The organism is uncultured Clostridium sp., from assembly GCF_900547735.1.
Lineage (GTDB): Bacteria > Bacillota > Clostridia > Lachnospirales > Lachnospiraceae > Otoolea.
Map to the genome: position 1 here is coordinate 92988 of NZ_URHZ01000004.1, position 26064 is coordinate 119051.

The window sequence follows — 26064 nt, forward strand, 5'->3', positions numbered from 1 at the left end:
TTTATTATGACTATTTTAGAATTGAGAGAAAAAAGAAGTAAAGCATGGGATGCTGCAAAGGCATTCTTGGATTCACACAGAAGTGAAAAAGGTATCTTAAGCGCAGAAGATGATGCGACCTACACCAAGATGGAGCAGGAAATCAGCGACCTTGGAAAGGAAATCACACGCTTAGAGCGTCAGGAGCAGATGGAAGCGGAACTGAACAAACCTGTTAATAAACCGCTCACATCAAAACCGGGCATGGGCAAAGAGCCAAAGGAAAAGACAGGACGTGCGTCAGAGGATTATAAAAAAGCAATGCTGGATGCACTGCGTTCTAACTTTAAGCGAGTAGATAACATTCTGCAGGAAGGTGTAGATGCCGATGGTGGTTTCCTTGTGCCAGACGAATACGATCATCGTTTGATTGATGTTTTGGATGAAGAAAATATCGTGCGTTCCCTTGCAACAAAGATTACGACCAGTGGAGAACACAAAATCAACATCGCAGCCACGAAGCCTGCGGCATCATGGATTGAAGAAGGTGGAGCATTAACATTTGGAGATGCTACTTTTGACCAGATCTTGATGGATGCACATAAACTTCATGTTGCCATCAAGGTGACAGAAGAATTGTTATATGATAATGCGTTCGGTCTTGAAAACTATATCATTACACAGTTTGGTAAGGCACTGGCAAATGCAGAAGAGGATGCCTTCTTAAACGGAGATGGCACAGGTAAGCCACTTGGTATCTTTGCAGCAACAGGTGGTGGAGTCGTAGAGGAAACATTAACAGCAGCTATCAAATCCGATGATATGCTTAGTCTTGTGTATGCACTGAAACGTCCATATCGTAAGAATGCATCCTTTATCATGAATGATAAGACACTTGCATCTCTTCGTAAGTTAAAGGACAACAACGGTTCATATATCTGGCAGCCATCTTATCAGGCAGGAGAGCCAGACCGTATCCTTGGATATGCAGTTCATACCTCTGCTTATGCACCAGAAGATGCGATTGCCTTTGGTGATTATAAGTATTACAACATCGGAGATCGTGGCACTCGTTCCTTCAAGCAGTTAAATGAATTGTTTGCAGGCAATGGCATGATTGGATATGTTGCAAAAGAAAGAGTGGATGGAAAGTTAGTTCTTCCAGAAGCAGTACAGATTTTGAAACTGAAATAAGAAAAGGCAGTGTCGTTTCCAAGTGAAATGGCACTGCTGAATTTATGATGAGAGGTGGTGACAGATATGATTGTATCGTTAGAAGAAATGAAGCAGTATCTCCGTGTGGACTACGAGGACGATGATGCACTCATTCGTGGTTTGATGCTTGGTGCAGTAAAAATCTGTATGGATGTGATGCGTACTGACAACGTGGATGATGTCGAAAAGTGTGAAAATGGAAAAGTTGCCGTCATGTATGCCACTGCCTATTTTTATGAACACCGGGAAGAAGCAGACCATCATGCTCTGATGATGACACTAAGGGCATTGCTCTTTGGTGACAGGCAGGAGGGATTTTGATGGATATTGCTCTTTTGAATACAAGAATCATGGTTCAGAAAAATGAATTGGTCGTGGATGACATCGGCAATCACACGAATACATGGACAGACTGGTATTCCTGCTATGCAACCATCAGCAGTGAGTCTCCATCTGAGGAAACAGATGCAGGGATGGTGGTAGATAACACCAAACTGGATTTTACAATCCGGTGGTGTAAAAATGCGGCGGAAATGACAGCCGATAAACATCGTGTGGCATATGCAGGAGAGATTTATAACATTCTAGGCATTGACCATATGAATCTGAAAAAGAAATGTATCAAGTTAAAGTGCCAGAAAGTGAGGCGGTAAGATGTCTAGTAAAATATCGGTGGATGCACTGGCAGATACCGTGATGAAATATATGGATGATTATGCCAAGGTGTCTGCGGAGGATATGAAAAAGGCAGTAAAGAATGCTGGGGATACCATCAAAAAGGATATCAGTGCTACTGCACCAAAGGATACAGGTGCTTATGCAAAAAGTTGGGCAGTAAAGAAAACCAAAGAAACCTCTCATGCACTGGAGATTACGGTTCATTCTAAAAACCGCTATCAGATTGCTCATCTTTTGGAACACGGCCATGCAAAACGAGGTGGTGGACGTGTGGCAGCAAAACCACATATCGCTGCGGCAGAGGAGCGTGGCATCACACAGCTTCAAAATGAAATTGAGAGGAGTCTGAAGGATGGATAAAATAGTAGAAATAATAAAGGAGATGAACCTTCCCTTTGCCTATGATCACTTTGCAGAAGGCGAAGCGAAGGATCCACCGTTTATCTGTTACCTACTTCCAGAAAGTGATAATTTTGGTGCGGATGGAAAGGTCTATTTTAAAGCCAATGAAGTGCATATTGAACTGTACACAGATACCAAGGACTTATCTGTGGAACAGATAGTAGAAGCTGTGCTTGATGAGCATGGCATTTTTTATGAAAAGTCCGAAGTGTGGATCGAGAGCGAAAAACTCTATGAGGTCCTATTTATTTTTGAAATGGAGGTCTAAGACTTGTGGGAAATAAAGTAAAGTATAATTTGAAAAATGTCCATGCTGCGAAAATGACAGAAACAGTGTCGGACGCAGGTGTAGTGACTTACACCTACGCAACACCACAGGCAATACCGGGTGCAGTCAGCATTAGCTTGGATGCAGAGGGAGAATCTAGTCCCTTCTATGCAGATGGCATCGTTTATTACAGAAGTGTAACCAATAATGGATATAGCGGTGATTTGGAAATCGCATTGATTCCAGAGTGGTTTAGAACAGCAATCTTGCAAGAGGTACTGGATGGAAAAGGTGTACTGGTAGAAAACAGTGGTCTTGGGGAAAGTGTGAAGTTTGCACTGCTCTTTGAATTTGATGGGGATATCAATGCAATTCGTCATGTCTTGTATAACTGCACGGCATCTCGTCCATCTATCGAATCTGAGACAAAAGAGGATACCATTGAGCCGGGAACGGAAACATTGTCTATTACAGCAGACCCTCGGTCTGATGGGTTGGTAAAAGCACGTACCGGAGATACCACAGATACCACGGCTTATGATAACTGGTATAAGAATGTTTATATTAGTTCTGGAGAAAAGGCTGCAGTCATGAAAGCGAAAGCGGAGGTAGTGAAGAATGCTTAAAAAAGAGATTGAAATATGTGGAAAGAAGGTACCGTTTCGTTCTTCAGCAACGGTACCAAGGTTATATCGGGCAAAGTTTAAGCGTGATATTTTTAAAGATTTGACAAAGCTTGAATCTTCCTACAAAGGAAAAACAGAGGAAGGCGAAGAATTACAGATTGAGGATTTGGAGATATTTGAGAATGTGGCTTATATCATGGCCTACCATGCCGACAGTTCTATTCCGGCGGATATTGATGAATGGCTCGACCAGTTCGATATGTTTTCCATCTATGAGGTGCTACCAGAAATCTTAGAACTTTGGGGACAGAACATGATTACCGATATCGAGTCTAAAAAAAACTTGAAAAAAGTAACCGCGAAATGACAACCCCACTGTTTCTCCTGCGCTGCGTAGAGATTGGCATCTCTATTCGGGATTTGGATTTGCTGACTATTGGGTTGGTACTTGATATCTGGACAGAGAAAGGCAATGATAATGTGAAATACAAAAAAGTCGCAGGGCAGGAGGAATTTGATCGGTTCTAATATGAATTGCGTTGATATGATGCGTGACGGATGTTATACTAAAATCATTAAATTTGAATTTGATGGAGGGAATCAGAATGGCAATTTCAGAAATAAAGGCGGTGTTTTCTGCAAGTGTACAAGATGTTTGGGATATTGTTACTTCTTTGGAAAACTATCAGTGGAGAAGTGATTTAGGTAAAATAGAGAAACTGAATGAAAAACAATTTGTGGAATATACGAAAGATGGGTTTTCCACAACATTTACAATTACCGTTTCACAACCATATAAAAGGTGGGAGTTTGATATTGAAAACAGTAATATGAAAGGGCATTGGACTGGAATTTTTGCTGAAAAAGACGGTCAAGCTGAAATGATTTTTACAGAAGATGTAACCGCAAAAAAAGTAATAATGAAACCTTTTGTAAAAGCATTTCTGAAAAAGCAACAGACACAATATGTATCTGATTTAAAGAAAGCCTTAAACTAAAAACTTGAATTTGGAGGACAACATATGATAGCAGATGAAATCTTGAAATACTGTATTGATAATTTAGAGGGAACAGTTTTGGTTGATAGTTGGGGCGAAAGAGGGGTATTCTATAATCCGGGTAATATTCTAAAGCGTGGTGTCTATGTTTTAACAGTAAAAGAAAAAGATGGTGATAATGATAAAAGCTCAAATTTAAATAGAGAGAATATATACCGTGTAAATTTGGGAGTACGAAAAACTACTTTTGCAGAAATGTTTGGTTCTATACCTAAGCGACCATCTAAAGGGGGTATAGTAGATATGGATTATAATTTTTCAGCAATAAATCAGATACTTCCCCACCCCATATATGCATGGATGGGATGGATATGTTCATTAAACCCCTCTGAAAAAACCTTTGAAGAATTAAAACCTCTTATTCAGGAAGCATATGAATATGCAAAAGAAAAATATAGGAAACGCAAAGCATAAATCACAGTTTATCAAAAACGAACCATGCCCACTCATAGATGCTTCACATCTATTTCGTGTCGGTTGTCGCCGTATAAATACAGAAAATTATACATCTGCTTACAAACAAGCTTGACGCATCTGTCTAATTTCTGTATTTGCATGGCTCGTTAAACGTCAGCTTGTCGAACTGAAAACAGAATAACTATATAACGCAGCATCTATCAGAAATGGTAGGTGCTTTCTTTATGCTCAGAGAAATCTGGGCTATTTTTATACCCATTTTTACGGAGGGAGGTGTGATGGGTGGCTAACAGAATCAAAGGAATTACAGTCGAAATCGGTGGCGATACCACTGGACTAGATAAGGCATTAAAAGGTGTGCAGTCTACCATTCGCACCACACAGTCCTCTCTGCGTGATGTGAATAAATTATTGAAACTTGATCCATCCAACACGGAACTTCTGACACAGAAGCAAAAACTTCTAAAGGATGCTATCGGTTCCACAAAGGATAAGTTGGATACTTTAAAGACTGCTCAGGCTCAGGCAAAAGAACAGCTTGAAAATGGAACGTTAGGTCAAGATAAATACGATGCCCTGCAGCGTGAAATTGTAGAGACGGAGCAGGAATTAAAGAGATTACAGCAGGAAGCCATTAATTCCAATACAGCACTAACGAAGATTGAGGAAGCTGGAAGTAAGATGGAATCCGTTGGAAATTCTATCTCTGGTGCCGGAAAAAAGATGATGGGTGTTACAACCGTCATCGGTGGTCTTGGTGTTGCAGCGGTCAAAACTTCTGCTGATTTTGATACAGCCATGAGTAAGGTGGCAGCAGTATCTGGTGCAACAGGAGAGGACTTTGACAAACTCCGTGACAAAGCACGAGAGATGGGAAGCAAGACCAAGTTTTCAGCATCCGAAGCAGCAGAAGCCATGAACTATATGGCAATGGCTGGATGGAAAACAGAGGATATGCTAGACGGTGTAGAAGGTGTTATGAACCTTGCGGCCGCCAGTGGAGAAGATCTTGCAACCACATCGGATATTGTAACTGATGCATTGACAGCCTTTGGTTTATCAGCTAAGGACTCTGGTCATTTTGCTGACATTCTTGCAGCCGCCTCTTCCAACGCAAACACCAATGTATCCATGATGGGAGAGACATTTAAATACTGTGCGCCAATTGCAGGAGCATTAGGTTTTTCAGCAGAAGATACGGCAGAAGCAATCGGACTCATGGCCAATGCAGGAATCAAGTCCACACAGGCAGGTACAGCACTTCGTACCATCATGAATAACTTAAGTAGTGACTTCAAAATCAGTGGCAAGAACATAGGAGAAGTGACAGTAGCTACTACCAATGCAGATGGTAGTATGAGAAATCTATCAGATATATTAGCAGACTGCCGGACAGCATTTTCGGGGTTATCAGAATCAGAAAAAGCACAGACAGCGGAATCACTGGTTGGTAAAAATGCAATGAGTGGTTTTCTGGCATTGATGAATGCCGCGCCTGGGGATATTGAAAAACTCTCCGGTGCCATTGATAACTGTGATGGAACCGCAGAGAAGATGGCAGATACCATGCAGGACAATCTCATGGGACAGCTTACCATCTTAAAGAGTCAGTTACAGGAACTTGCCATTTCCTTTGGCGATATCTTAATGCCAATGATACGAAATGTAGTATCCAAAGTGCAGGAGTTTGTAGATAAGTTAAATGGAATGGATGAGGGGACGAGAGAAGCCATCCTAAAGATTGCTCTTTTAGTTGCAGCTATAGGACCATTTCTCATTATTCTTGGTACGACTATCTCCAAGGTAGGAATTGCCATGAAGGGATTTGCGTCTCTTGGAAAAGGGATCTTAAACCTATCCTCGAAAGTAGGAGGAGCGAGTGGACTGTTTGGAAAGTTAGGCGCGGCACTTGGTGGAATATCAGCACCAGTTGTTGCAGTGGTAGCCGTGATTGGGGTATTAGTGGCAGCTTTTGTGCATTTATGGAATACCAATGAGGGATTTCGGGATGCTATTTTAGGTACATGGCAGAAAATTAAGGATACCGTATCTGGCTTTTGTCAGGGAATTGTGGACAGGCTCAATGCACTTGGGTTTTCGTTTAAAGATATTACAGATGTGCTAAAGGCAGCATGGGAAGGATTGTGTTCTATCCTTGCACCACTATTTGAGGGAGCCTTTAGTGTGATCGCTACGGTACTTTCTACCGTACTTGATGTAATCACTGGAATTTTAGATGTATTTATTGGGTTGTTTACCGGGAACTGGAGTCAGATGTGGACGGGCATCAAAGAAATCTTTTCTGGGATATGGGAAGGAATCAAGGGCGTATTTTCAACAGTCATGGAGACCATCAAAGGAATCGCAGATGCAGTCCTTGGTTGGTTTGGTACAAGCTGGACAGAAGTCTGGACAAGTATTAAGACTTTCTTTGAGGGAATTTGGAACGGTATCGTTTCTTTCTTTACTGGCATTTGGGAAACCATCAAGAGTGTCGTGCAAGTGGCACTTATGGCGGTTGGTTCCATTATCAGTGCAGCGGTGGATATTATTACGCTCCCATTTCAGTTTATTTGGGAGAATTGCAAAGGGATTGTGATGGCAGTCTGGAATGCAATTAAGTCCTTTATCACGACAGCCATTCATGCGGTATCTTCTGTTATATCCACGGTGATGGGAACCATTCAAACGGTCATCAGTACTATTTGGGATGCCATCAGCAGTAAGGTTTCAGCAGTCGTGAATGCCATCAAGACAGTGGTGACCACAGTGTTTAATGCTATAAAATCGGTAGCAAGCAATGTGTGGAACGGAGTCAAAGATGTTATTGGAACGGTAGTAGATGCTGTGAAAGATAAGGTGTCTTCTGTATTTGAAGCAGTGAAAAATACCGTAAGCAATGTCTTTAATGGAATCAAAAGCGTGGCAACTTCTATCTGGAATGGTATTAAAAGTGCCATCGTCACACCGATTGAGGGCGCGAGAGATACAATCAAAGGCATCATTGATAAGATTACCGGATTCTTTTCTGGCATGAAAATCAGTCTGCCTCATATCAACTTACCGCATTTTTCAATTCAGGGAAGTTTCTCACTTGCTCCGCCAAGTGTTCCCCACTTATCTATTGACTGGTACAAGAAGGCAATGAATAAACCGATGCTTTTAAATGGTGCGACTATCTTTGGAAGCAGCGGAGGAAAACTCCTCGGTGGTGGTGAGGCAGGTCCCGAAGTGATTATGGGACTGGATACGTTACAGAATATGGCGGCAGGAAGTAACAGCGATGTCTTTTCTGCCATGAATAAAATGATGGCAATGATGAATGAATATTTTCCACAGTTTGCTAATGCATCCATTCTTCTGGATTCAGGAGAGATGGTAGGAGCAATGGCACCTGCTATGGATACGAGACTTGGCACATTGGCAGCAAGAAAGAAAAGGGGGTGGTAGGAATGTATCATTCAATTACAATCGGAAATAAGCATACTTATAAAGACTTTGGTCTGATACCCACATCAAGACCCGTGGTAAATCCACCATCGCCCAACTTTTCTTATTTAGAGATTCCGGGAGTGAGTGGTTCACTGGATCTTTCAGAAGCTGTTAGTGGGAACATAACCTATGCTGATCGGACAGGGAGCTTCGAGTTTTATGTCAGACCAGGAAGGGACTGGAGCGAAGTCTATGATAGTATTTTATCGTTTTTGCATGGCCAAAGGTTAGCGGTGACATTAGAAGATGATCCCACGCATTTTTATGTGGGAAGGGTAAGTGTAAATCAGTGGAAGTCGGACAAGAATCATTCTTTTATTGAACTGGATTATCAGCTTCGTCCTTTTAAGTATGAAATGACAACAATCAAAAGCGTACCGTGGTCAGTGGGAAATGCTACAGAACATATGGGATATCGGATGGTTTCCGTTTCTGTTACTACGACACTTTCCACATCGATCACAGTAGGAGGGACGATGCCGATTGTTCCTATCCTTTGGGTGACCAGTTTAAGTGGCAGTTTAACACTGACGGTAAACAGTAAGACCTATACGCTGACTTCTGGAAAAAACCGCATCCCAGAATTATCCATTCAAAAAGAGACATCACTGTTCTTTAAAGGAAAAGCAAATATCGGTATATACACAAGACGGGGGTGGTTATGATGTATCAGATTTTATTGGATGATAAATGTCTTTATTATCCGGGAGATGAAGAAGCAGTGTTGACCGACCCTATACTTACCTTAGAGGTTGGAAAAGCAGGCAGCCTTACCTTTATCTGTCCGACCATCAATCCTCTTTATGATGCTTTTGAAAATCGAAAGTCAATGGTCAGTGTTATGGAAGGCAGCAAGGAAATCTTCTATGGGGAGGTGAGAAATCAAGAACTTGACTTTCACAAGAATAAGAAAGTGGAGTGTGCAGGGGTATTAAGTTTCCTTGCAGATTCCTTACAGCCACAAGCAGAATTTCATAATAAAACACCAAGGCAGATGTTGTCCGCATTCTTAACCGAACACAACAATAAGGTGGAAAGCAGAAAGCAGTTTACTCTTGGGAGCGTGACTGTTACCGATCCCAATGATTCGCTATATCGCTATACGGATTTTGAGACTACATTGGATGCCATTACCGATAAGCTGACGGATAGGCTTGGCGGATATTTAAGATATCGTCATACTGGTGGCAAATTATATCTGGACTGGTTAAACATTGAAGAAATCGGTGTGTATGCTACACAGCCCATCGAGTTTGGACTCAATCTTCTTGATTATAGTGAAAGCCTTAGTGCAGATGATATTTCCACAGTCATGATTCCGCTAGGAAAAGAACTGGAGACAGAAGATGCCCAGAGTGTCCTTAAAACCTATACGGATATTACATCGGTCAATGGTGGGAAGAACTATCTGGTGTCTGAAGAAGCGAGGGCGCAGTTTGGCTGGATATGCTCGGTGCAGCACTATAACGATGTAACCATGCCAGAAAATCTCATGCGCAAAGGAACAGAATGGTTACTTGATGCACAGTTTGAATCGTTGACCTTGGAACTGACAGCACTTGATCTATCCGTGCTTGGTGTGGAATACACCTCAATTCACTATGGTGACCGGATTCATTGTCTGGCAAAGCCTTATGGGATGGACAGGGTATTTCCTTTGATGAAGCAGACCATCCCATTACAGCGTCCGGGAGAAGCAAAACTGACACTTGGAGAAAGTAAAAAGCAAAGCTACAGCGAGCAGGTGGAACGTACTTATAAAAATATCGTAGAAAACTCCGAAGAACGCAGAAAGATAGATAACACCCGTGTGCAGAGTGCCATCAACAACCTAACTGCACAGATGACGGGAACCAATGGTGGATACAAGCTGTCGGAATATGACAGCGAGGGCAGATGGCTGCGTGATCTATATATGGATACGCCAGATAAGAACACTGCAAAAAAGATACTCCAGGTCAATATGAATGGAATCGGTGGTAGTTCCAATGGCTACAACGGCCCCTACAACGTGGGTATGACACTGGATGGTCAGATATATGGGAACCGAATTGTGGCAGGAAGCATTACTTCTGAAAAGATTGATGTATCTTATACCTCGCAGATGGAGCAGAAAATATCGAAAGCGGAGAGCAATGCAAATACTGCTACGGATAATAAGTTGAAGAACTATTACACCATGAGTGAGATTAACACGAAGTTTTCTGTGACTGGTGGAAAGATTGAAGCAAGCGTGGAAACCATCAATCAAAATCTAAAAGAGAAGAATGGAAATTTCTATGGAAACTATGTCCCAGCCACTTCTAATGCTCCAGCAAATTCATGGAATACATCGGTGCTTCGAAGCAGCCATATGGGGGATTTTTTCTTCAACACAGCGACTGGATATGCCTATCGGTATACGGTTAAGCGGCAGGTGCTTGGTATTACCTTCTCGGCAGACAGTAAGACGGAGAGTGCAGCTTATGATTGGGTACAGATTTTCTATCAGTTAAATGGAAAAACCTATGCACTTCCAAAAATGGGAGGAACCATAGGAGGAGTAACGGTATATGTGCCGTCCAATATTTTCTGGGTGTACTGGAGAACTGATTCATCGGCACATGATTACTATGGATTTAAGATTACGGGTGCTGCGAAAGCATCTGCGTATCAGGAAGTCATAGCAACGGAGAGTAGCCTGCCAACAGATGCAGGAGCAGCGATAGAGGTAAGTGGTACTTCCTATCCAGAATCGGAACACAGCCCGTATTCGGACAATGTAAAGAAACTCTGGAAGTATATCTCAACGGATACCATCAGTACATCAGAGTCTCCTGCTTGGGATAGGGTCAAGGATTCGGATATCACTGCGGCAAAGAGTACGGCAGATACAGCCATTTCCCGCATTACGGTAGCGGAGAACAGCATTTTTACGATGGTTAAAAAGGGAGAGTTTGGCACCTATATGCAACAAAACTATAACAGTTTTCTTCTTGGGTTTAATGGTGCCAGTAAGTATGTGCAAATAACAGCCGGGGAGATTGGATTGTATAACGGAACGATTAGTACAGCACAAAAGCGAGCGGTGTTTGATGAAAATGGGAACCACTTCTATCGGGATAATTATTATGTTGGAAAGATTGGAACAAATCAATGGAGCAGTAATGCTGCACATAAGGGGTTGGTCTTTGATCTTGATTATCAAGGAAAGTATATGGCGTTTTCGCAAAAAGCAACGTCTTCTGCATCAGCCTATACGACCATGCTTTGTTTTTCCAGAGCTAGTTCCATTTATAACGAGTACGGAATGCATATGGGGTGTGATTTGTATGCACATGGTTTCAAACTGCGTGATGTACAGTGGCCAACCGGATATGGAATAACAGCGACTATCAACTATGTGCAGGTGCTGTCGGTCAATTCGTCTGGAGTAGTAACCAAATGGGGAGCCAATGGAAAGATGGTATTTAAAAATGGGATTCTAATGGATCTTACTTATTACTAGGAGGTGAGCGTTATGAGTGAAGTCGTAGAAGATTTAATCCTGCCGGAGCAGGAAGTTACAGTGAATGAAGGAACAAAGGAGAATGCAATATCGGTATCCGTCAGTGTCAGCACACAGGTGGCAGAAAAAGAAACCGACCTTGTCTATCTAAAACAGATTGATTCCAAGCTTGATTTAATCTTAGAAAATTTGAATGTGGAGGCGAAATAACATGGAGAAACCAACAATCAATTACGCAGTAGCGTATCAACGATTCAGAACAGAATTAAACGGATGCATCACATCATTGCAAAAGCAGTATCCCATTCCAAACTATATGGTAGAGGGAATCTTGGGAAGTTTGCTTGCAGATGTCCGCTCGGCGGTGGTAGCAGAATCAGTCTCCGAGGAGCAGTCCTATTTAAAGGAGATGGAAGACTATCATGAAAAGCAGGCAGAAGCCCTAAATGATGAGATTACTAAACTTAAAACAAACGAGGAAACAGCAGCAGTCCATAAGGATTAGCTGCTTTTCTTATACAAAAAAATCGAAGGAGGATTTTATGATGAAGGAATTTTGGAACACGATTCAACTTGTTTTTGCAGGCATTGGAGGGTGGCTTGGCTATTTTCTAGGTGGTTGTGACGGACTACTTTTTGCATTACTTGCATTTGTAGTCGTGGATTACATCACAGGAGTGATGTGCGCCATCACTGACCACACACTTTCTAGTGAAGTCGGGTTTAAAGGGATTTGCAGAAAGGTGTTGATTTTCTTACTGGTAGGCATCGCAAATATTCTTGATGTGCAGGTGATTGGAACAGGCAGCATTCTTAGAACAGCAGTGGTATTTTTCTACATTTCCAATGAGGGTATTTCCCTTTTAGAAAATGCTGGACACTTAGGCTTACCGATTCCTACGAAAATCAAAAATGTATTAGAGCAGCTCCATAACAGAGCAGAAAGTGAGGATAACTAATATGTCAAATAGTTCAATGGTGTCATACACCAGATTAAGTCCGAATCATTCCGGACAAAGAACACATTCCATTGACCGCATCACACCACACTGTGTGGTCGGTCAGTTATCTGCAGAAAGTATCTGTGGATGTTTTACAAGTTCATCTGTACAGGCAAGTTGTAACTACGGGATTGGGACAGATGGCAGGGTGTCATTATGCGTAGAGGAAAAGAACCGTTCTTGGTGTTCTTCTAGCAATGCCAATGATCAACGGGCAGTCACTATCGAGTGTGCATCTGACAGGTCGGAGCCTTATGCAATGAATGCTTCTGTTTATAATATGCTCGTAAAACTCTGTACCGATATCTGTAGGAGAAATGGAAAGAAGAAACTGTTATGGTTTGGGGATAAGAATACATCCCTTAACTATGCACCAAAGTCTGATGAGATGGTGCTTACCGTGCATCGATGGTTTGCAAACAAAAGCTGTCCCGGAAATTGGCTTTATGCCAGAATGGGAGATTTAGCTTCTAAGGTGACAGCAGCACTTGGTGGTGCGTCTTCGCAAAGTCCATCCACAAATACTGGCACTTTATATCGAGTACGTAAAAGCTGGGCGGATGCGAAATCACAAAAGGGTGCATTTAATAGTCTTGAGAATGCAAAGAGATGCGCCAATGCCAATAGTGGCTATAAAGTATTTGATGGATCTGGAAATCAAGTTTATCCGGTATTGAGTAATACTTCAAAATCCATAGATGCGATTGCCAGAGAGGTCATTCAAGGCAATTGGGGTAATGGGGATGAGCGTAAGCAGCGATTAACAACCGCAGGTTATGATTACACAGCAGTTCAAGCAAGAGTAAATGAAATCTTATCTGGCAGTAACACGGCATCTTCAAAATCTATTGATACAATTGCCAGAGAAGTCATTCATGGTGATTGGGGTAATGGAACAGACCGAAAGCAAAGACTAGCAGCCGCAGGTTATAATTACGCTGCGGTACAAGCAAAAGTGAATGAAATATTGAGATAAGTATGAATGCCTACTGAGGAGTGATTTCCTTGGTAGGCATTATTTTTTTGCTTAAGGGGTTTACTGGCATGATTTTTCTTTGACTGAGATTTGAAGGAAGAATCCTTTGGATTGGAGGAATATCATGCAGATAACGAAACTGACAGGAGAACAGATAGAAGTTGTGCCACAGAGACACCAATATACAGAGGCAGAACTGCAGCGGGAATATGACTATATTTTAGCACAGAAGATGGGAAGAATGCTGCTCGATAAAGGTCTGATTTCTGTGGATGAATTCAACAAAATCAGCGAAAGAAACCGTCAAACTTTCTCTCCATATTTAGCTGAGATTATGCCCTAAATGACTTGATATATATCGATTAGTACGGGAATATGTCCATACCGAAAGCGAGGTGAGATGATGAAAAGGATAACAAAAATTGAAGAAAATGAAGCCTTATCGGTTAAGGCAAAAACCCGTGTTGCTGCCTATTGCAGAGTTTCTACTGCAAGCGATGAACAGTTAATCAGTCTTGATACGCAGAAGGCACATTATGAGGATTACATCAAGTCCAATGACGAGTGGGAGTATGCAGGGATATTTTACGATCAAGGTATCACAGGTACAAAAAAAGAGTGCCGTGACGGGCTGAATGCCCTGATAGATTCCTGCGAAAAAGGTCTTGTGGATTTGGTCATTACGAAGTCCATCAGTCGATTCAGCAGAAATACCACAGACTGTTTGGAACTGGTAAGAAAGCTGATGGCATTAAATGTGACCGTGATTTTTGAAAAAGAAAATATTAACACGGATACGATGGAAAGCGAATTGATGCTCTCCATCTTAAGCAGTCTTGCGGAAAGCGAATCGGTATCCATTTCTGAAAATAACAAATGGTCTATACAGAAACGTTTTCAGAATGGCACCTACATTATTTCCTATCCACCTTATGGCTATGAAAATGCTGGTGGAGAAATGATTGTTGTGCCGGAGCAGGCAGAAGTCGTAAAAAAGATATTTGAAGATACGCTTGCCGGGAAAAGCACTCATGCCGTTGCAAAGGAACTGAACGATAGCGGAGTGAAGAGCAAAAAAGGAGGCAAATGGACACCCGGAGCAATTAATGCAATTATCCGCAACGAAAAATTCACAGGAGATGTGATTTTCCAAAAGACCTACACCGACAGCCAATTCGGCCGTCATACCAATGATGGGGAATTGAATCAATATCTGTGCGAGAACCACCATGAGCCAATTATAAGTCATGAGATTTTTGATAAGGCAAACGAGGTTCTGAATCAGCGTGGCCGAGAAAAAGGCAATGGAGAGCGAACGGAGCGTTATCAGAACCGTTATGGATTCTCAGGCGGAATCAAGTGTGGAGAGTGCGGCGGAGTCTTTAAAAGAAGAATCCACTATAAGCCGAGCGGAAGCTACATTGCTTGGTGCTGCACCCATCATATCGAGGACAGGAACTCCTGTTCCATGAAGTACATTACGGATGATGGAGTAAAGACAGCATTCCTTACCATGATGAATAAACTGATATTTGCCCATCAGATGATATTAAAGCCACTGCTTCACAGCCTGCAGGGATTTGATGATAAGGATAGGCTTCTACAGATACAGGAATATGAAACTAAACTGGAAAAGAATATGGAGAAAAGGCAGGTGCTGACGAGCCTTATGGCAGGCGGACTATTAGAGCCAGCACTTTTTAGCAAGGAAAACAATGCTTTGATTTTGGAAGAAAAGCATTTGCAGGAAGAAAAGAAACAAATGATAAATTCCGTCAGCGGTGACAGGACAAAGATTGAAGCCTTGGAGACATTTATAAAATTTGCATCCGGCAGTGAGATGCTGACGGAATATTCGGATGAGATATTCCTTTCCTATGTAGAAGGGATTACAGTGCTTTCCAGAAAAGAAATCGTCTTTGAACTGAAGTGTGGACTGAAATTAAAGGAAAGGTTGGTGGGATAATGGCACATATACCCTACGGATATAAGATTATAAATGGAAAAGCAGAGGTTGATGAAAAACAGGCTGAGGTAGTCATAAAGCTGTTTGATGGCTACATTGCAGGACTTGGATTAAAGCCTGCGGCAGAGAATGCGGGTCTTGATATTTATCATGGCAGTGCAGGGAGAATGCTAAGAAACACGCATTACCTTGGCGATGAATATTATCCTGCCATTATCGACAGAAAGCGTTTTGATAAGGCGGAAGAAATCCGAATATCGAGAGCATCTTCCTTGGGCAGGGTCAGAGAACTGCAGGCTGCACAAAAGCCTGTGGCGGATACAAGGTTTACCATGCCGTCTGCTGAGAGAAAATTTGCGGATCCATTTTCACAGGCGGAATATGCTTACAGCTTGATTGAAAGTGAGGTGGCGATGAGTGAATAAGAGTATAACAGTTATCCCAGCACGAAAGCGTGTGGGAAATACAGTAAACAAAGAAGTAAAGCCGAAGCTCAGGGTCGCAGCGTACTGCCGTGTCAGTACCGACAGCGATGAGCAGGCTACCAGTTATGATGCACAGGTGGAGCATTACACCAATTTTATACAGAAAAATGAGGAATGGGAGTTTGCCGGTATATTTGCTGATGATGGTATATCCGGCACCAATACCAAAAAGCGTGAGGAGTTCAACCGCATGATTTCTGAATGTATGGAAGGTCATATTGATATGATCATTACAAAGTCTATCAGCCGATTTGCCCGTAATACCTTGGATTGCCTTCGATATATAAGACAATTAAAGGAAAAGAATATCCCTGTGTTTTTTGAAAAGGAAAACATCAATACAATGGATTCCAAGGGCGAGGTTCTGCTGACCATCATGGCCAGTCTTGCACAGCAAGAATCGGAGTCCTTAAGCAAGAATGTAAAGATGGGTATGCAGTTCCGATTTCAGAATGGTGAGGTGCAGGTCAACCATAATCGCTTTATGGGATACACCAAAGACGAAGATGGACACCTCATCATAGAGCCTGCCGAGGCAGAAATCGTCAAACGAATTTACCGTGAATACCTACAGGGCGCAAGCCTAAAGCAAATCGGAGATGGCTTGATGGATGATGGAATTTTAACAGCCGCCGGAAAGGCAAAGTGGCGTCCTGAATCGGTCAAGAAAATCCTGAAAAACGAAAAATATATTGGTGATGCCCTTTTACAGAAGACATATACCGTGGACGTTCTTACCAAAAAGAGAGTGAAGAATAACGGCATCGTTCCGCAGTATTATGTGGAGAACAGCCATGAACCGATTATTCCCCGTGACCTCTATATGCAGGTGCAGGAAGAGATGCTCAGACGAGCTAACCTTCACAGTGGAGCGAATCGGAAGAAACGAGTTTACAGTAGCAAATACGCACTTTCCAGTATTGTGTATTGTTCAAAATGTGGGGATATTTATCGAAGGATTGCTTGGAACAACCGCGGGAAACATTCCACGGTATGGCGATGCGTAAACCGTGTGGAGCATGGCCCTGACTGCTGCGATGCACCAACTGTGCAGGAAGAAGAATTGCAGAACGCTGTGGTAAAGGCAATCAACACGGCGCTTGGTGGCAAGGATGAAATGCTTACTGCCTTGGAAAAAAATATAGCGATGGTGCTTGCTTTGGAAGATGAGACTTCGATGGAAAGCCTTGATGCCAAGCTGGAAGAACTGCAGCAGGAGCTTCTAAAACGAGCAAATGCCAGACAGGATTATGAAGACCTTGCTGATGAGATAGACCTTTTGCGAGAACAAAAGCAGAATGCTATGGCGGAGAATGCAGAACGAGAAGGTTTGAAACAGCGAATTGCTGAAATGCAGCAGTTCCTTGCCGAGCAGAGAGGTACAATACAGGTGTATGACGAGCAGGTAGTACGCAAGCTGATAGAAAAGATTACGGTACATGATGAGAAAGTAACTGTTGCCTTTAAATCTGGGATGGAGATTGATGTGAAAATGTAAATTTTAATTATGGGGAATCCCCCTAGACTTATAAAAGCTAGGGGTGCTTTCTAATGTTAATCATGAATTGTAATATTTCTATTATCGATTTCTATTAACCCTTCATCTTTCATTCGTTTTAATTCACGAAAAAGCGATGGTCTTTGAACACCAAAATGGTCAGCAAGCTGTTTTTTTGAAATAGGTAAAATGATAGTTTTAGATTTCTGAACGGCAGAAAGTGCAACAAGGTAATCCATCAGGTTTTCTCTTAAAGATTTCTGAGTATACATAGCTATTTTTTTATTCATCCCTTGGGAGTTTAAGGATAGTGACTTCACAAAGGACATAACAAAACTATATTCTTTTAGCAGCTTGCTAACTGCTATTTTTGAAATATGGAAAAGGGTACATCCAGCTGTACAATAAATATTCATTGGATATCTATTTTGCTCCCCGAATAAGAGATTTGCCCCAATAATACTGCCTTCGCAAAATTTAAATACAATAGTTTCAGAACCGTTAGATGCTAGAGAATAGGCTATTAAATTGCCTGAAAGAACTATATCCATTCCATAACACTCTGAATATTGCTCATGCACAGTTATTCCTTTGTTATAAGAACGCTTAATAATTTGATTGCTTAAAATTAAACTTTCTAATACTTTTTGATCTACATCTTTAAAGTGAGGTAGATTTTTTAAGTCTTCAACCATAAAATCACCTTTTTATTTTTATTATATCAAAAAGAAACTTATGTGTCTATTTAGTTATAAAATATAATGTTAATATGATTACAACGAATAAAAAGGAGGCAATTTATTATGATAGAAAAAGTATTTGAGTTATCTAAGAAAAATGAGAAAGCAGTGGAGAAGGTTGTTTTTGATGAAAACCTACATTATTTGCACATGGTCTTTAATAAGGGTGAGGGGTTGCCTGAACATTTCTCCAACTCTAATGTTTATATGACCGTTATGAAAGGAACTCTGTCTATCGGTCTTGATGAACAAGAAGTTCACGAGTATTCGTATAATACTTTGATAAAGATTCCAGTTAATACAAAAATGAATGTAAAAAATCTTAATGATGATACTCTAGAATTAATTGTTGTAAAATCACCAGCACCAAAGATATAAACAAGATGGAGGAATTATAAATGGATATTTTTACAATCGGCATATGGATTGGAACTTTAATTTTTCTTGGAGTTTCTTTTGCTAAAAATAAGGGAAAGACAAATCAAGCACTTAAAATGGCATTTAATATGGGAAAAGGAATGGCTATAAGTATATTTTCAATCATTTTTGCAATTGGATTAATCCTGACACTACTTCCACCGGCAGATATTGCATCTTTTGTGGAAAAACAGTCAACTGCAATTGCAACAATAGCATCGGCTTTGTTAGGAACAATTACACTAATTCCAGCCTTTATCGCTTTCCCGCTAGTAGGGACACTGGTAGATGCGGGAGTTGGGATAGTTCCTTCCGTGGCATTTTTAACAACTTTAACAATGGTCGGTGTTGTAACCTTCCCTCTTGAGAAAAAGGAATTCGGCGTTAAGTTTACAGCAGTTCGTAACGGACTTAGTTTTCTGTTCGCTATAATTATTGCATATGTAATGGGGGTGATTATATAATGGTCTTAAAAAAAATAAAGGATAATTTGTTCTTTTTTATAATTATTTTGGCATATGCAATTATGACTACCATTAATCCGTCTATGGGGATAGAATCAGTTAAAAACAGTGGCTATTACATTAAGGAAATGCTTATGATTATGCCAGTTATCTTCGTGCTTACTGCGCTTTTAGATATGTGGGTTTCAAAAGAAAAAATAATGAAATTTCTAGGTAAGGACGCCAAAGCCAAAGGTGTTTTTCTAGCTTTTGTAATTGGAAGTATTTCAGCAGGCCCAATATATGCGGCATTTCCAATGTGCGTTATGCTTCACAAAAAAGGTGCATCAATTAGAAACATCATTATTATTTTAAGTTCTTGGGCAGTCATTAAGGTTCCAATGCTTTTAAATGAAGCAAAGTTTCTAGGCCCTAAGTTTATGGTTATTCGTTGGATATTAACTGTTGTGGCAATTATCATTTTTTCGTGGATTGCAGACAAGATAATAAAGGATAAGGATTTGCCAAGCGAGGAAACATCACAAGTAGGATTAATAATTAATAAAGGTGCTTGCATGGGTTGCACTTTGTGTACTAAGAATTATCCAGAACTCTTTGAAATAAAGAGTAAAAAGGCAGTCATTAAGGCACATGATGCAACTACAATAGATAAGGAAAAACTTCAAACTACAATAAATGCTTGTCCTGTTAAAGCTATAGAATATATAGAAGATTAACGATGCTAATTTTGTGTCACAATTAAAATATAACACCCTGTAGGCTATAAGAGTCTATGGGGTGTTTTTTACTAAATCAGTTTACTTTTTAATTGAAATGAGAAACTTAATCAATCAAAAAGTGAAGCTTTGCAATTGAGTTATAGCATATTTTTAAAATAAAATTTAAAGAGTTATTGACATATGCGATTAACAGAGGTATACTAATGATAGTAAATGGCATATGTCATAAACTACAAGGAGGTGAATGGTATGCCTAGAAGAGATGGAACTGGCCCAATGGGTGCTGGAACAATGACTGGACACGGTTTAGGCTTTTGCACAGGGAAAAATGCAGTCAAGCGTGGTGCTGGACTTGGATTAGGTCTTGGATTTGCTTGCAGACGAGGTTTTGGTAGTGGATTTGGGAGAGGTTTAGCAATAAATCAATATGCGACAAAAACACATAAAGACTTCCTTCAAGAACAAAAAGAATTACTGCAAAGCCGAATCGAAGTCATTGATAAACAATTAAAGTACCTGTAACGGGTATTAGAGGTAACTGGAGGACGCTCTGGTTATTTCTGATTAGAAATGGGGTGATAGATTATGCCAAGACCAATGAAATGGAGAAAAGTGTGTTGTCTGCCAGAAAGTAATAAATTTGGCCCTCTTGATTCAGTGTTGGACGATCAAGATCATGTAAACATGACAGTTGATGAATATGAAACAATAAGGCTTATAGATTTGGAGGGTTTTACTCAGGAAGAGTGTGCAAAACAAATGAATATTGCCCGTGCTACCGTTCAGGGAATATATGTAGAAGCCAGAAGAAAGTTAGCTGAATCATTGGTGAATGGTAAAGTGTTAATAATTGAGGGAGGCGAATACCGTCTTTGTGATGGATCGGGAAATGGATGTGGCCGAGGCTGTCATAGGCATGGACGTGGCAGATTCTTTACAGATAATGAGAATCGAGGTGACTAATTATATATTCCGAAAAAGTAATTGAACATTTTATGTGCCCTCAAAATGCTCATAGCATGCCAGATGCTGACGCTGAAGGAAGTTTTGGAGACCCTTCGTGCGGAGATTATCTTACCGTTTATATAAAGGTGAAAGACAATCATATAGATGACATAAGTTATCTTGTGTTTGGCTGCAGTGCATCAATTGCAACGTCCAGTATGACATCGGTGATGGCAAAAGGAAAAGGCCTGGATGAAGCATTAAGAATTACAGAAGAGGATATAATCGAAGCTCTAGATGGGCTTCCTGAAAGCAAGGTTCATTGCTCAAATTTAGGAGTAAGTGCATTGCGCAATGCAATCAATAATTATTTAGTAGTTAAAAGAATGGAGGATTCTTATGAAAATAGCAATTCCGGTAGATGAGAAAAGTGTGGATTCAAACGTATGTGTATCCTTTGGACGCACTCCTTATTTCCTTATTTATGATGTAGATACTAAGGAAAGTGTATTTCTTGATAACAGTGCAGCAGCAAGTACAGGTGGTGCAGGGATTAAGGCTGCACAGACGATAGTAGATAATAAAGCAAATGTTTTGCTTACTCCTCGTTGCGGGGAAAATGCTGCTGAAGTGCTCAAATCTGCTGATATTGAAATATTTAAAACGACATCCGCATCAGTAAAGGATAATATTGATGCTTTCATCGATGGAAAACTTCCTTTGCTAGATGAAATTCATGCCGGATTTCATGGGCACGGAGGCAATTAATATGAGAATAGCTGTGCTAAGCGGCAAGGGCGGCACAGGAAAAACACTGGTATCGGTAAATTTAGCTGCGGCAGCAAAAATATCAACATATATAGATTGTGATGTCGAAGAGCCAAATGGGCATCTATTTTTTAAACCCGAAGATGTCCAAGAGGAAGAAATATCAGTAAAAATTCCAAAAGTGGATGAAGAATTATGCAATGGATGTCGAAAATGCGTTGATTTTTGCAACTTTAACGCCCTCGCCTATATTAAAAACAAACTGATTGTCTTTGACGATGTGTGCCACTCCTGCGGTGGCTGCATCTTGGTTTGTCCTGAAAAGGCACTAACAGAGAAAGCAAAGGTTATTGGCAAGGTACAAAAAGGGATTTCCGACGAAGTAACGGTATCCACAGGAATACTAAATACTGGTGAAGCTTCTGGTATCCCTATTATAAAAAAGTTGCTTGCTGAGAATAAACCTGAAGCAGATAAACTGACTTTTATTGACTGTCCTCCTGGAAGTGCCTGTATTGTAATGGAAAGTATTAAGGATGCAGACTATTGTATATTAGTAGCTGAACCTACAATGTTTGGTGTTCATAACCTCAATATGGTATACGATCTGGTCAAGTTATTTAATAAGCCATTTGGGGTGGTTCTTAACAAATGCTTGGATGAAGAAAACCCAGCAGAGAAGTTTTGTTTTGAAAATAATATAAAGATATTAGGGCGGATTCCATTTGACAATGAACTTGGAACCTTGAACTCGAATGCGGAAATTGCCGTTAATAAAAATGAAAAGTACCGAGAACTGTTTTCTTTTCTGCTGAAAACAGTGGCAAAGGAGGTGCAGTGTAATGAAACAACTACTAATCCTTAGTGGAAAAGGCGGCACTGGGAAAACTACTATAGCAAGTGCTTTTATCAAGCTTTCAAACGCTAAGGCTTATGCTGATTGTGATGTAGATGCACCTAACCTACACCTTATAACAGAACAAAACTCTCAACCAATGAAAACAGATTATTATGGTTTACCAAAAGCGGAGATAAATCCAGAACTATGCATCGAATGCGATAGTTGTAGACAAAACTGCAGATTCGATTCTATTTCAGTAGATAAGAAATACAAAGTAGATCCTTTTGCATGTGAAGGGTGTGGAGTTTGCGAGACTGTTTGTCCGGTAGAAGCTGTATCTTTAAAACCGGCTGTAGCTGGTGAGTTGATGTTATACGTAAATCAAGGAGACGTTTTTTCTACAGCACAGCTTAAAATGGGTAGCGGCACTTCAGGAATGCTGGTCACAGAGGTTAAAAAACAGATGAAGTCGGCAGTAATTGATGCCCATCTTGCAATTATTGATGGTTCTCCCGGCATAGGATGTCCTGTTATAGCATCACTTAGCGGTGTAGATATGGTTCTGATAGTGGCTGAACCTTCCATATCGGGCATTAGTGATTTGGAACGAATCATAAAAACAGCGGTGAAATTCGGGACTATGACAGTAGTATGTATAAATAAATTTGACACTAACGTAGAAAATTCAGTAAAGATAGTAGAGTTATGTAAAAAACAAGGGCTGGCTTTTATGGGTAGAATACCTTTTGATTCGGACGCAGTAAAAGCGATTAATAACGGGCAGACCATTGTAGACATAAACTGTCCATCAGGTGTAGCAGTGAAAGTGGTTTACAATGAGACAATGAAATTACTTTTTGAAGAAGGTGGTGGGCTAAGGCCATGATTATCAAAACATTAGTGGAAAACACATCGATATCGAAAGACTTCGGTAACGAACATGGTCTTAGTCTGTATATTGAAACAAATGCTCTAAAAATTTTATTTGATGTTGGAGCAAGTGAGTTGTTTCTTGAAAATGCTAAAAAGTTGGATGTAAATATTTCGGATATTGATTATCTAATAATTTCGCACGGACATTATGACCATGGTGGTGGACTAAGAATGTTTTTTAAGGAAAACACAAAAGCTAAGGTGTTTTTACAGTGCTTTGCATTTGAGAAATACCATGCTTTGCGTCCGAATGATACATTAGAATTTATCGGTTTGGAAGAGGAACTGAAGCAGAACAGACAAATTGTTCTCACATCAGATCAATTCTTTATCAGTAAAGGAATCGAAGTATTCTCCAATATTACTCAAAGAAAACCTCGTCCAATGTCAAATGCTGGATTGCTTATAGAGCAGAACGGTCAAATGATGAACGATACTTTTGCACACGAGCAAAATCTCATATTAGAGGAAGATGGAAAGACGCTTTTGGTAACAGGCTGTGCCCATAATGGCATTGTTAATATTATTGAGCATTTTTATGACTTAAAAGGTAGCATGCCTGATTATGTAATAGGTGGATTTCACCTTTCCAGCCGATCCTCGGGCGGAAATGAAAACTTTGAGACGATAGATAAAATAAGTAGATTCTTGATAGATACAAAAGCAAAGTATTATACTTGCCATTGTACAGGCTTAGAACCCTATAATCGACTGAAAGCAGCTATGGGTAATAGCATTGACTATCTGTCAGTAGGTAGTGAAATAACAATCTAAAATAAAGGAGCTAAGATTATGAGTGAAAATTGCAATCAAAGCTGTAGCAGTTGCTCGGAGGACTGTGCAGAAAGAAAAGAACAAAAAACTGATTTTTCCGAGAAGTTACATGAGATGAGCAGCGTAAAAAAAGTCATAGGTATTGTCAGTGGTAAAGGCGGAGTAGGAAAGTCACTTGTTACTTCCATGCTCGCTGTTACCATGAATAGAATGGGTTATCATACTGCCATTCTTGATGCAGATATTACAGGACCTTCTATTCCAAAGGCATTCGGAATTCGGGAAAAAGCCACTGGTAGCGAATTTGGACTATTCCCTGTTAAAACAAAGACCGGCATTGATATTATGTCTGTTAATTTACTTTTAGAAAAGGATACTGATCCTGTTGTATGGAGAGGCCCAATAATTGCTGGTACAGTTAAACAGTTCTGGACTGATGTTATCTGGAGTGATGTAGATTTTATGTTTATTGATATGCCACCAGGAACCGGCGATGTTCCCCTTACAGTATTTCAATCCATTGCTGTTGATGGGATTATTGTCGTAACTTCTCCACAAGAGCTGGTATCCATGATTGTATCTAAAGCCGTCAAGATGGCAGAAATGATGAATATCCCAATCATTGGTTTGGTAGAAAATATGTCTTATTTTAAATGCCCTGATAACGGCAAGGACTATCAGATATTTGGTGAAAGCCACATTGAAGAAATTGCTGAAAAACATAATTTAAAGGTTCTTGCTAAACTACCTATTGATCCGAAAATTTCAGCTGCCTGTGACAAGGGCATGATAGAGCTTTTTGATGGCAATTGGCTTGATAGCACATCAAAATTACTAGAGGAAAGACTTGAGGAAAATAAAAAGTGAGTGAACATTCAACATTAGCAAAAGAATTATTCACAAAAGGATACAATTGCTCTCAATCGGTAGTGTTAGCCTTTTGTGATGAAACAGGACTAGACTCAGAAACAGCACTGAAAATTTCTTCTTCATTTGGTGGTGGAATGGGAAGACTACGAGAGGTATGTGGAGCAGTCAGTGGAATGTTCATAGTTGCAGGAATGCTAGATGGGTATTCAAATCCTTTAGATAGAGTTGCCAAAACCGACCATTACAAGCTGATTCAGTCACTTGCAATGAATTTTAAGGATGAAAACCAATCAATTATTTGCAGAGAGCTTTTAGGTTTATCTGTTGATAGACAAAGTCACATACCAGAAGAAAGAAATGAAGAGTATTATAAAAAACGTCCCTGTGCAGAACTTGTTGAACATGCAGCAGAAATATTAGATGAATATATTCAAAATAAAAAATTGGAGGAAAAAACAATGATGAAAATAGCAGTAGCAAGTGAAAAGGAAATGGTAACAGAGCATTTTGGGCATTGCGAAGGGTTTATGATTTTTGACACCGAAAATAATCAAATTGTCAAAAGTGAAACTATTGCTAACCCTGGACATAAACCTGGATTCCTGCCTAATTTTCTTGCCGATCGTGGTGTAAATGTCATCATCAGCGGTGGTATGGGCGGAGGTGCAGTTGAGATTTTTAATGAAAGGAACATCGAAGTTATTGTTGGAGCAAAAGGTAATGCCAAAGCAGCAGTAGAAGCATACTTGGAAGGCTCTTTAAAGTCGACTGGTTCTGTTTGCCATGAACATCAGCATCATGATGAATGTGGCAAATAAAATACCATATTTATATTGTGAAATAGTGCTTGTACAAAGTATAATAGGTGCAAGTACTATTTTTGCTTTATAGAGCAATCTTGCTGATATGTTTCCACAAACAGAAAGAGGTTAGTGGATATGTTCCCATAAACGAGAGTAGGCATTTGACATACTTCCTATCCTCTCGAGCCACGTAGAAACGATAATTCTGATGACGTATTGTGGTGACAAGGCAAAAAACGAGG

The 26064-nt window shown here is 40.3% G+C and carries 33 protein-coding genes and 1 pseudogene; 33 read left to right on the forward strand and 1 reads right to left on the reverse strand.

Annotation, left to right across the window (positions count from 1 at the left end):
* The first annotated feature begins 6 nt into the window (after positions 1 to 6).
* From QZT18_RS02345 to QZT18_RS02440, 20 genes are all read left to right on the forward strand, one after another.
* Positions 7 to 1173: a phage major capsid protein gene (locus QZT18_RS02345; protein WP_294143871.1), complete on the forward strand. Its 1167-nt coding sequence runs from the start codon at positions 7 to 9 to the stop codon at positions 1171 to 1173.
* 66 nt (positions 1174 to 1239) lie between these two features.
* Positions 1240 to 1515: a head-tail connector protein gene (locus QZT18_RS02350; RefSeq protein WP_294143872.1), complete on the forward strand. Its 276-nt coding sequence runs from the start codon at positions 1240 to 1242 to the stop codon at positions 1513 to 1515.
* Entirely contained in the window at positions 1515 to 1847 is a 333-nt protein-coding gene (locus QZT18_RS02355) for a phage head closure protein (RefSeq protein ID WP_294143873.1), read from the forward strand. Before QZT18_RS02350 ends, QZT18_RS02355 begins: the two co-directional genes overlap by 1 nt.
* A 1-nt stretch (position 1848) precedes the next feature.
* Positions 1849 to 2232, forward strand: coding sequence for an HK97 gp10 family phage protein (locus tag QZT18_RS02360; RefSeq protein WP_294143874.1), 384 nt, complete (start codon positions 1849 to 1851; stop codon positions 2230 to 2232).
* A complete protein-coding gene (locus tag QZT18_RS02365; protein ID WP_294143875.1) occupies positions 2225 to 2542 on the forward strand; it encodes a hypothetical protein in 318 nt (105 codons plus the stop codon). The genes QZT18_RS02360 and QZT18_RS02365 overlap by 8 nt, the downstream gene beginning before the upstream one ends.
* A 5-nt stretch (positions 2543 to 2547) precedes the next feature.
* Positions 2548 to 3168, forward strand: coding sequence for a major tail protein (locus tag QZT18_RS02370; protein ID WP_294143876.1), 621 nt, complete (start codon positions 2548 to 2550; stop codon positions 3166 to 3168).
* Positions 3161 to 3535: a hypothetical protein gene (locus tag QZT18_RS02375; RefSeq protein ID WP_294143877.1), complete on the forward strand. Its 375-nt coding sequence runs from the start codon at positions 3161 to 3163 to the stop codon at positions 3533 to 3535. Before QZT18_RS02370 ends, QZT18_RS02375 begins: the two co-directional genes overlap by 8 nt.
* 238 nt (positions 3536 to 3773) lie before the next feature.
* The gene (locus QZT18_RS02380) at positions 3774 to 4166 is read left to right on the forward strand and encodes an SRPBCC family protein (RefSeq protein WP_294143878.1); all 393 of its coding nucleotides are present in this window, start codon (positions 3774 to 3776) and stop codon (positions 4164 to 4166) included.
* A 24-nt stretch (positions 4167 to 4190) separates the two neighbouring features.
* Complete coding sequence (locus QZT18_RS02385; RefSeq protein WP_294143879.1) at positions 4191 to 4640, forward strand: DUF6194 family protein; 450 nt, start codon at positions 4191 to 4193, stop codon at positions 4638 to 4640.
* Positions 4641 to 4925: 285 nt separating this feature from the next.
* A complete protein-coding gene (locus QZT18_RS02390) occupies positions 4926 to 8093 on the forward strand; it encodes a phage tail tape measure protein (protein ID WP_294143880.1) in 3168 nt (1055 codons plus the stop codon).
* A gap of 2 nt (positions 8094 to 8095) precedes the next feature.
* Positions 8096 to 8800, forward strand: a complete 705-nt coding sequence (locus tag QZT18_RS02395) for a hypothetical protein (protein ID WP_294143881.1) — start codon at positions 8096 to 8098, stop codon at positions 8798 to 8800.
* Positions 8797 to 11622 carry a phage tail protein gene (locus tag QZT18_RS02400; RefSeq protein WP_294143882.1) on the forward strand — a complete coding sequence of 942 codons (2826 nt, stop codon included), beginning with the start codon at positions 8797 to 8799 and terminating at the stop codon, positions 11620 to 11622. Before QZT18_RS02395 ends, QZT18_RS02400 begins: the two co-directional genes overlap by 4 nt.
* 12 nt (positions 11623 to 11634) lie before the next feature.
* Entirely contained in the window at positions 11635 to 11832 is a 198-nt protein-coding gene (locus QZT18_RS02405; RefSeq protein ID WP_294143883.1) for a hypothetical protein, read from the forward strand.
* Between the two features lies 1 nt (position 11833).
* Entirely contained in the window at positions 11834 to 12127 is a 294-nt protein-coding gene (locus QZT18_RS02410) for a toxin (protein ID WP_294143884.1), read from the forward strand.
* A 40-nt stretch (positions 12128 to 12167) separates the two neighbouring features.
* Positions 12168 to 12581, forward strand: a complete 414-nt coding sequence (locus tag QZT18_RS02415) for a holin family protein (protein WP_294143899.1) — start codon at positions 12168 to 12170, stop codon at positions 12579 to 12581.
* 1 nt (position 12582) lies between these two features.
* The gene (locus tag QZT18_RS02420; protein ID WP_294143885.1) at positions 12583 to 13599 is read left to right on the forward strand and encodes an N-acetylmuramoyl-L-alanine amidase; all 1017 of its coding nucleotides are present in this window, start codon (positions 12583 to 12585) and stop codon (positions 13597 to 13599) included.
* A 124-nt stretch (positions 13600 to 13723) separates the two neighbouring features.
* Positions 13724 to 13942, forward strand: coding sequence for an SHOCT domain-containing protein (locus QZT18_RS02425; protein ID WP_294143886.1), 219 nt, complete (start codon positions 13724 to 13726; stop codon positions 13940 to 13942).
* Between the two features lie 60 nt (positions 13943 to 14002).
* The gene (locus QZT18_RS02430; RefSeq protein ID WP_294143900.1) at positions 14003 to 15565 is read left to right on the forward strand and encodes a recombinase family protein; all 1563 of its coding nucleotides are present in this window, start codon (positions 14003 to 14005) and stop codon (positions 15563 to 15565) included.
* Positions 15565 to 15990 carry a recombinase gene (locus QZT18_RS02435; protein WP_294143901.1) on the forward strand — a complete coding sequence of 142 codons (426 nt, stop codon included), beginning with the start codon at positions 15565 to 15567 and terminating at the stop codon, positions 15988 to 15990. The genes QZT18_RS02430 and QZT18_RS02435 overlap by 1 nt, the downstream gene beginning before the upstream one ends.
* Entirely contained in the window at positions 15983 to 17548 is a 1566-nt protein-coding gene (locus QZT18_RS02440; RefSeq protein ID WP_294143887.1) for a recombinase family protein, read from the forward strand. Before QZT18_RS02435 ends, QZT18_RS02440 begins: the two co-directional genes overlap by 8 nt.
* 56 nt (positions 17549 to 17604) lie before the next feature.
* Here QZT18_RS02440 and QZT18_RS02445 read toward each other — a convergent pair whose 3' ends face one another.
* Positions 17605 to 18243: a Crp/Fnr family transcriptional regulator gene (locus tag QZT18_RS02445; RefSeq protein ID WP_294143888.1), complete on the reverse strand. Its 639-nt coding sequence runs from the start codon at positions 18241 to 18243 to the stop codon at positions 17605 to 17607.
* Between the two features lie 108 nt (positions 18244 to 18351).
* Between QZT18_RS02445 and QZT18_RS02450 the strand changes: the two genes are divergently transcribed.
* The 13 genes and pseudogenes from QZT18_RS02450 to QZT18_RS02510 all read left to right on the forward strand — a co-directional run bounded on the left by QZT18_RS02450 (position 18352) and on the right by QZT18_RS02510 (position 25837).
* Entirely contained in the window at positions 18352 to 18666 is a 315-nt protein-coding gene (locus tag QZT18_RS02450; RefSeq protein ID WP_118475177.1) for a cupin domain-containing protein, read from the forward strand.
* Between the two features lie 20 nt (positions 18667 to 18686).
* Positions 18687 to 19169 (forward strand): permease, encoded by a 483-nt coding sequence (locus tag QZT18_RS02455; protein WP_294143889.1) that lies wholly within the window; start codon positions 18687 to 18689, stop codon positions 19167 to 19169.
* Entirely contained in the window at positions 19169 to 19885 is a 717-nt protein-coding gene (locus QZT18_RS02460; protein ID WP_238483818.1) for a permease, read from the forward strand. Before QZT18_RS02455 ends, QZT18_RS02460 begins: the two co-directional genes overlap by 1 nt.
* Positions 19886 to 20137: 252 nt before the next feature.
* A complete protein-coding gene (locus QZT18_RS02465; RefSeq protein WP_118475171.1) occupies positions 20138 to 20410 on the forward strand; it encodes a DUF5320 domain-containing protein in 273 nt (90 codons plus the stop codon).
* Between the two features lie 63 nt (positions 20411 to 20473).
* Positions 20474 to 20851: a DUF134 domain-containing protein gene (locus QZT18_RS02470; RefSeq protein ID WP_118475169.1), complete on the forward strand. Its 378-nt coding sequence runs from the start codon at positions 20474 to 20476 to the stop codon at positions 20849 to 20851.
* Positions 20852 to 20853: 2 nt separating this feature from the next.
* Positions 20854 to 21258 carry an iron-sulfur cluster assembly scaffold protein gene (locus tag QZT18_RS02475; RefSeq protein ID WP_167959346.1) on the forward strand — a complete coding sequence of 135 codons (405 nt, stop codon included), beginning with the start codon at positions 20854 to 20856 and terminating at the stop codon, positions 21256 to 21258.
* Entirely contained in the window at positions 21233 to 21601 is a 369-nt protein-coding gene (locus tag QZT18_RS02480; RefSeq protein ID WP_294143890.1) for a NifB/NifX family molybdenum-iron cluster-binding protein, read from the forward strand. The genes QZT18_RS02475 and QZT18_RS02480 overlap by 26 nt, the downstream gene beginning before the upstream one ends.
* 1 nt (position 21602) lies before the next feature.
* Complete coding sequence (locus QZT18_RS02485; RefSeq protein WP_294143891.1) at positions 21603 to 22466, forward strand: ATP-binding protein; 864 nt, start codon at positions 21603 to 21605, stop codon at positions 22464 to 22466.
* Positions 22444 to 23328: an ATP-binding protein gene (locus tag QZT18_RS02490; RefSeq protein ID WP_294143892.1), complete on the forward strand. Its 885-nt coding sequence runs from the start codon at positions 22444 to 22446 to the stop codon at positions 23326 to 23328. The genes QZT18_RS02485 and QZT18_RS02490 overlap by 23 nt, the downstream gene beginning before the upstream one ends.
* On the forward strand, positions 23325 to 24149 hold the full coding sequence (locus tag QZT18_RS02495) for an MBL fold metallo-hydrolase (RefSeq protein ID WP_294143893.1): 825 nt from the start codon (positions 23325 to 23327) through the stop codon (positions 24147 to 24149). The genes QZT18_RS02490 and QZT18_RS02495 overlap by 4 nt, the downstream gene beginning before the upstream one ends.
* A gap of 18 nt (positions 24150 to 24167) precedes the next feature.
* The gene (locus QZT18_RS02500) at positions 24168 to 25016 is read left to right on the forward strand and encodes an Mrp/NBP35 family ATP-binding protein (protein ID WP_294143894.1); all 849 of its coding nucleotides are present in this window, start codon (positions 24168 to 24170) and stop codon (positions 25014 to 25016) included.
* Positions 25013 to 25465: pseudogene (locus QZT18_RS02505) on the forward strand (C-GCAxxG-C-C family protein); the annotation flags it as partial. The gene QZT18_RS02500 and the pseudogene QZT18_RS02505, both read left to right, overlap by 4 nt.
* A gap of 12 nt (positions 25466 to 25477) precedes the next feature.
* Positions 25478 to 25837, forward strand: coding sequence for a NifB/NifX family molybdenum-iron cluster-binding protein (locus tag QZT18_RS02510; protein ID WP_294143902.1), 360 nt, complete (start codon positions 25478 to 25480; stop codon positions 25835 to 25837).
* Positions 25838 to 26064 lie beyond the last annotated feature (227 nt).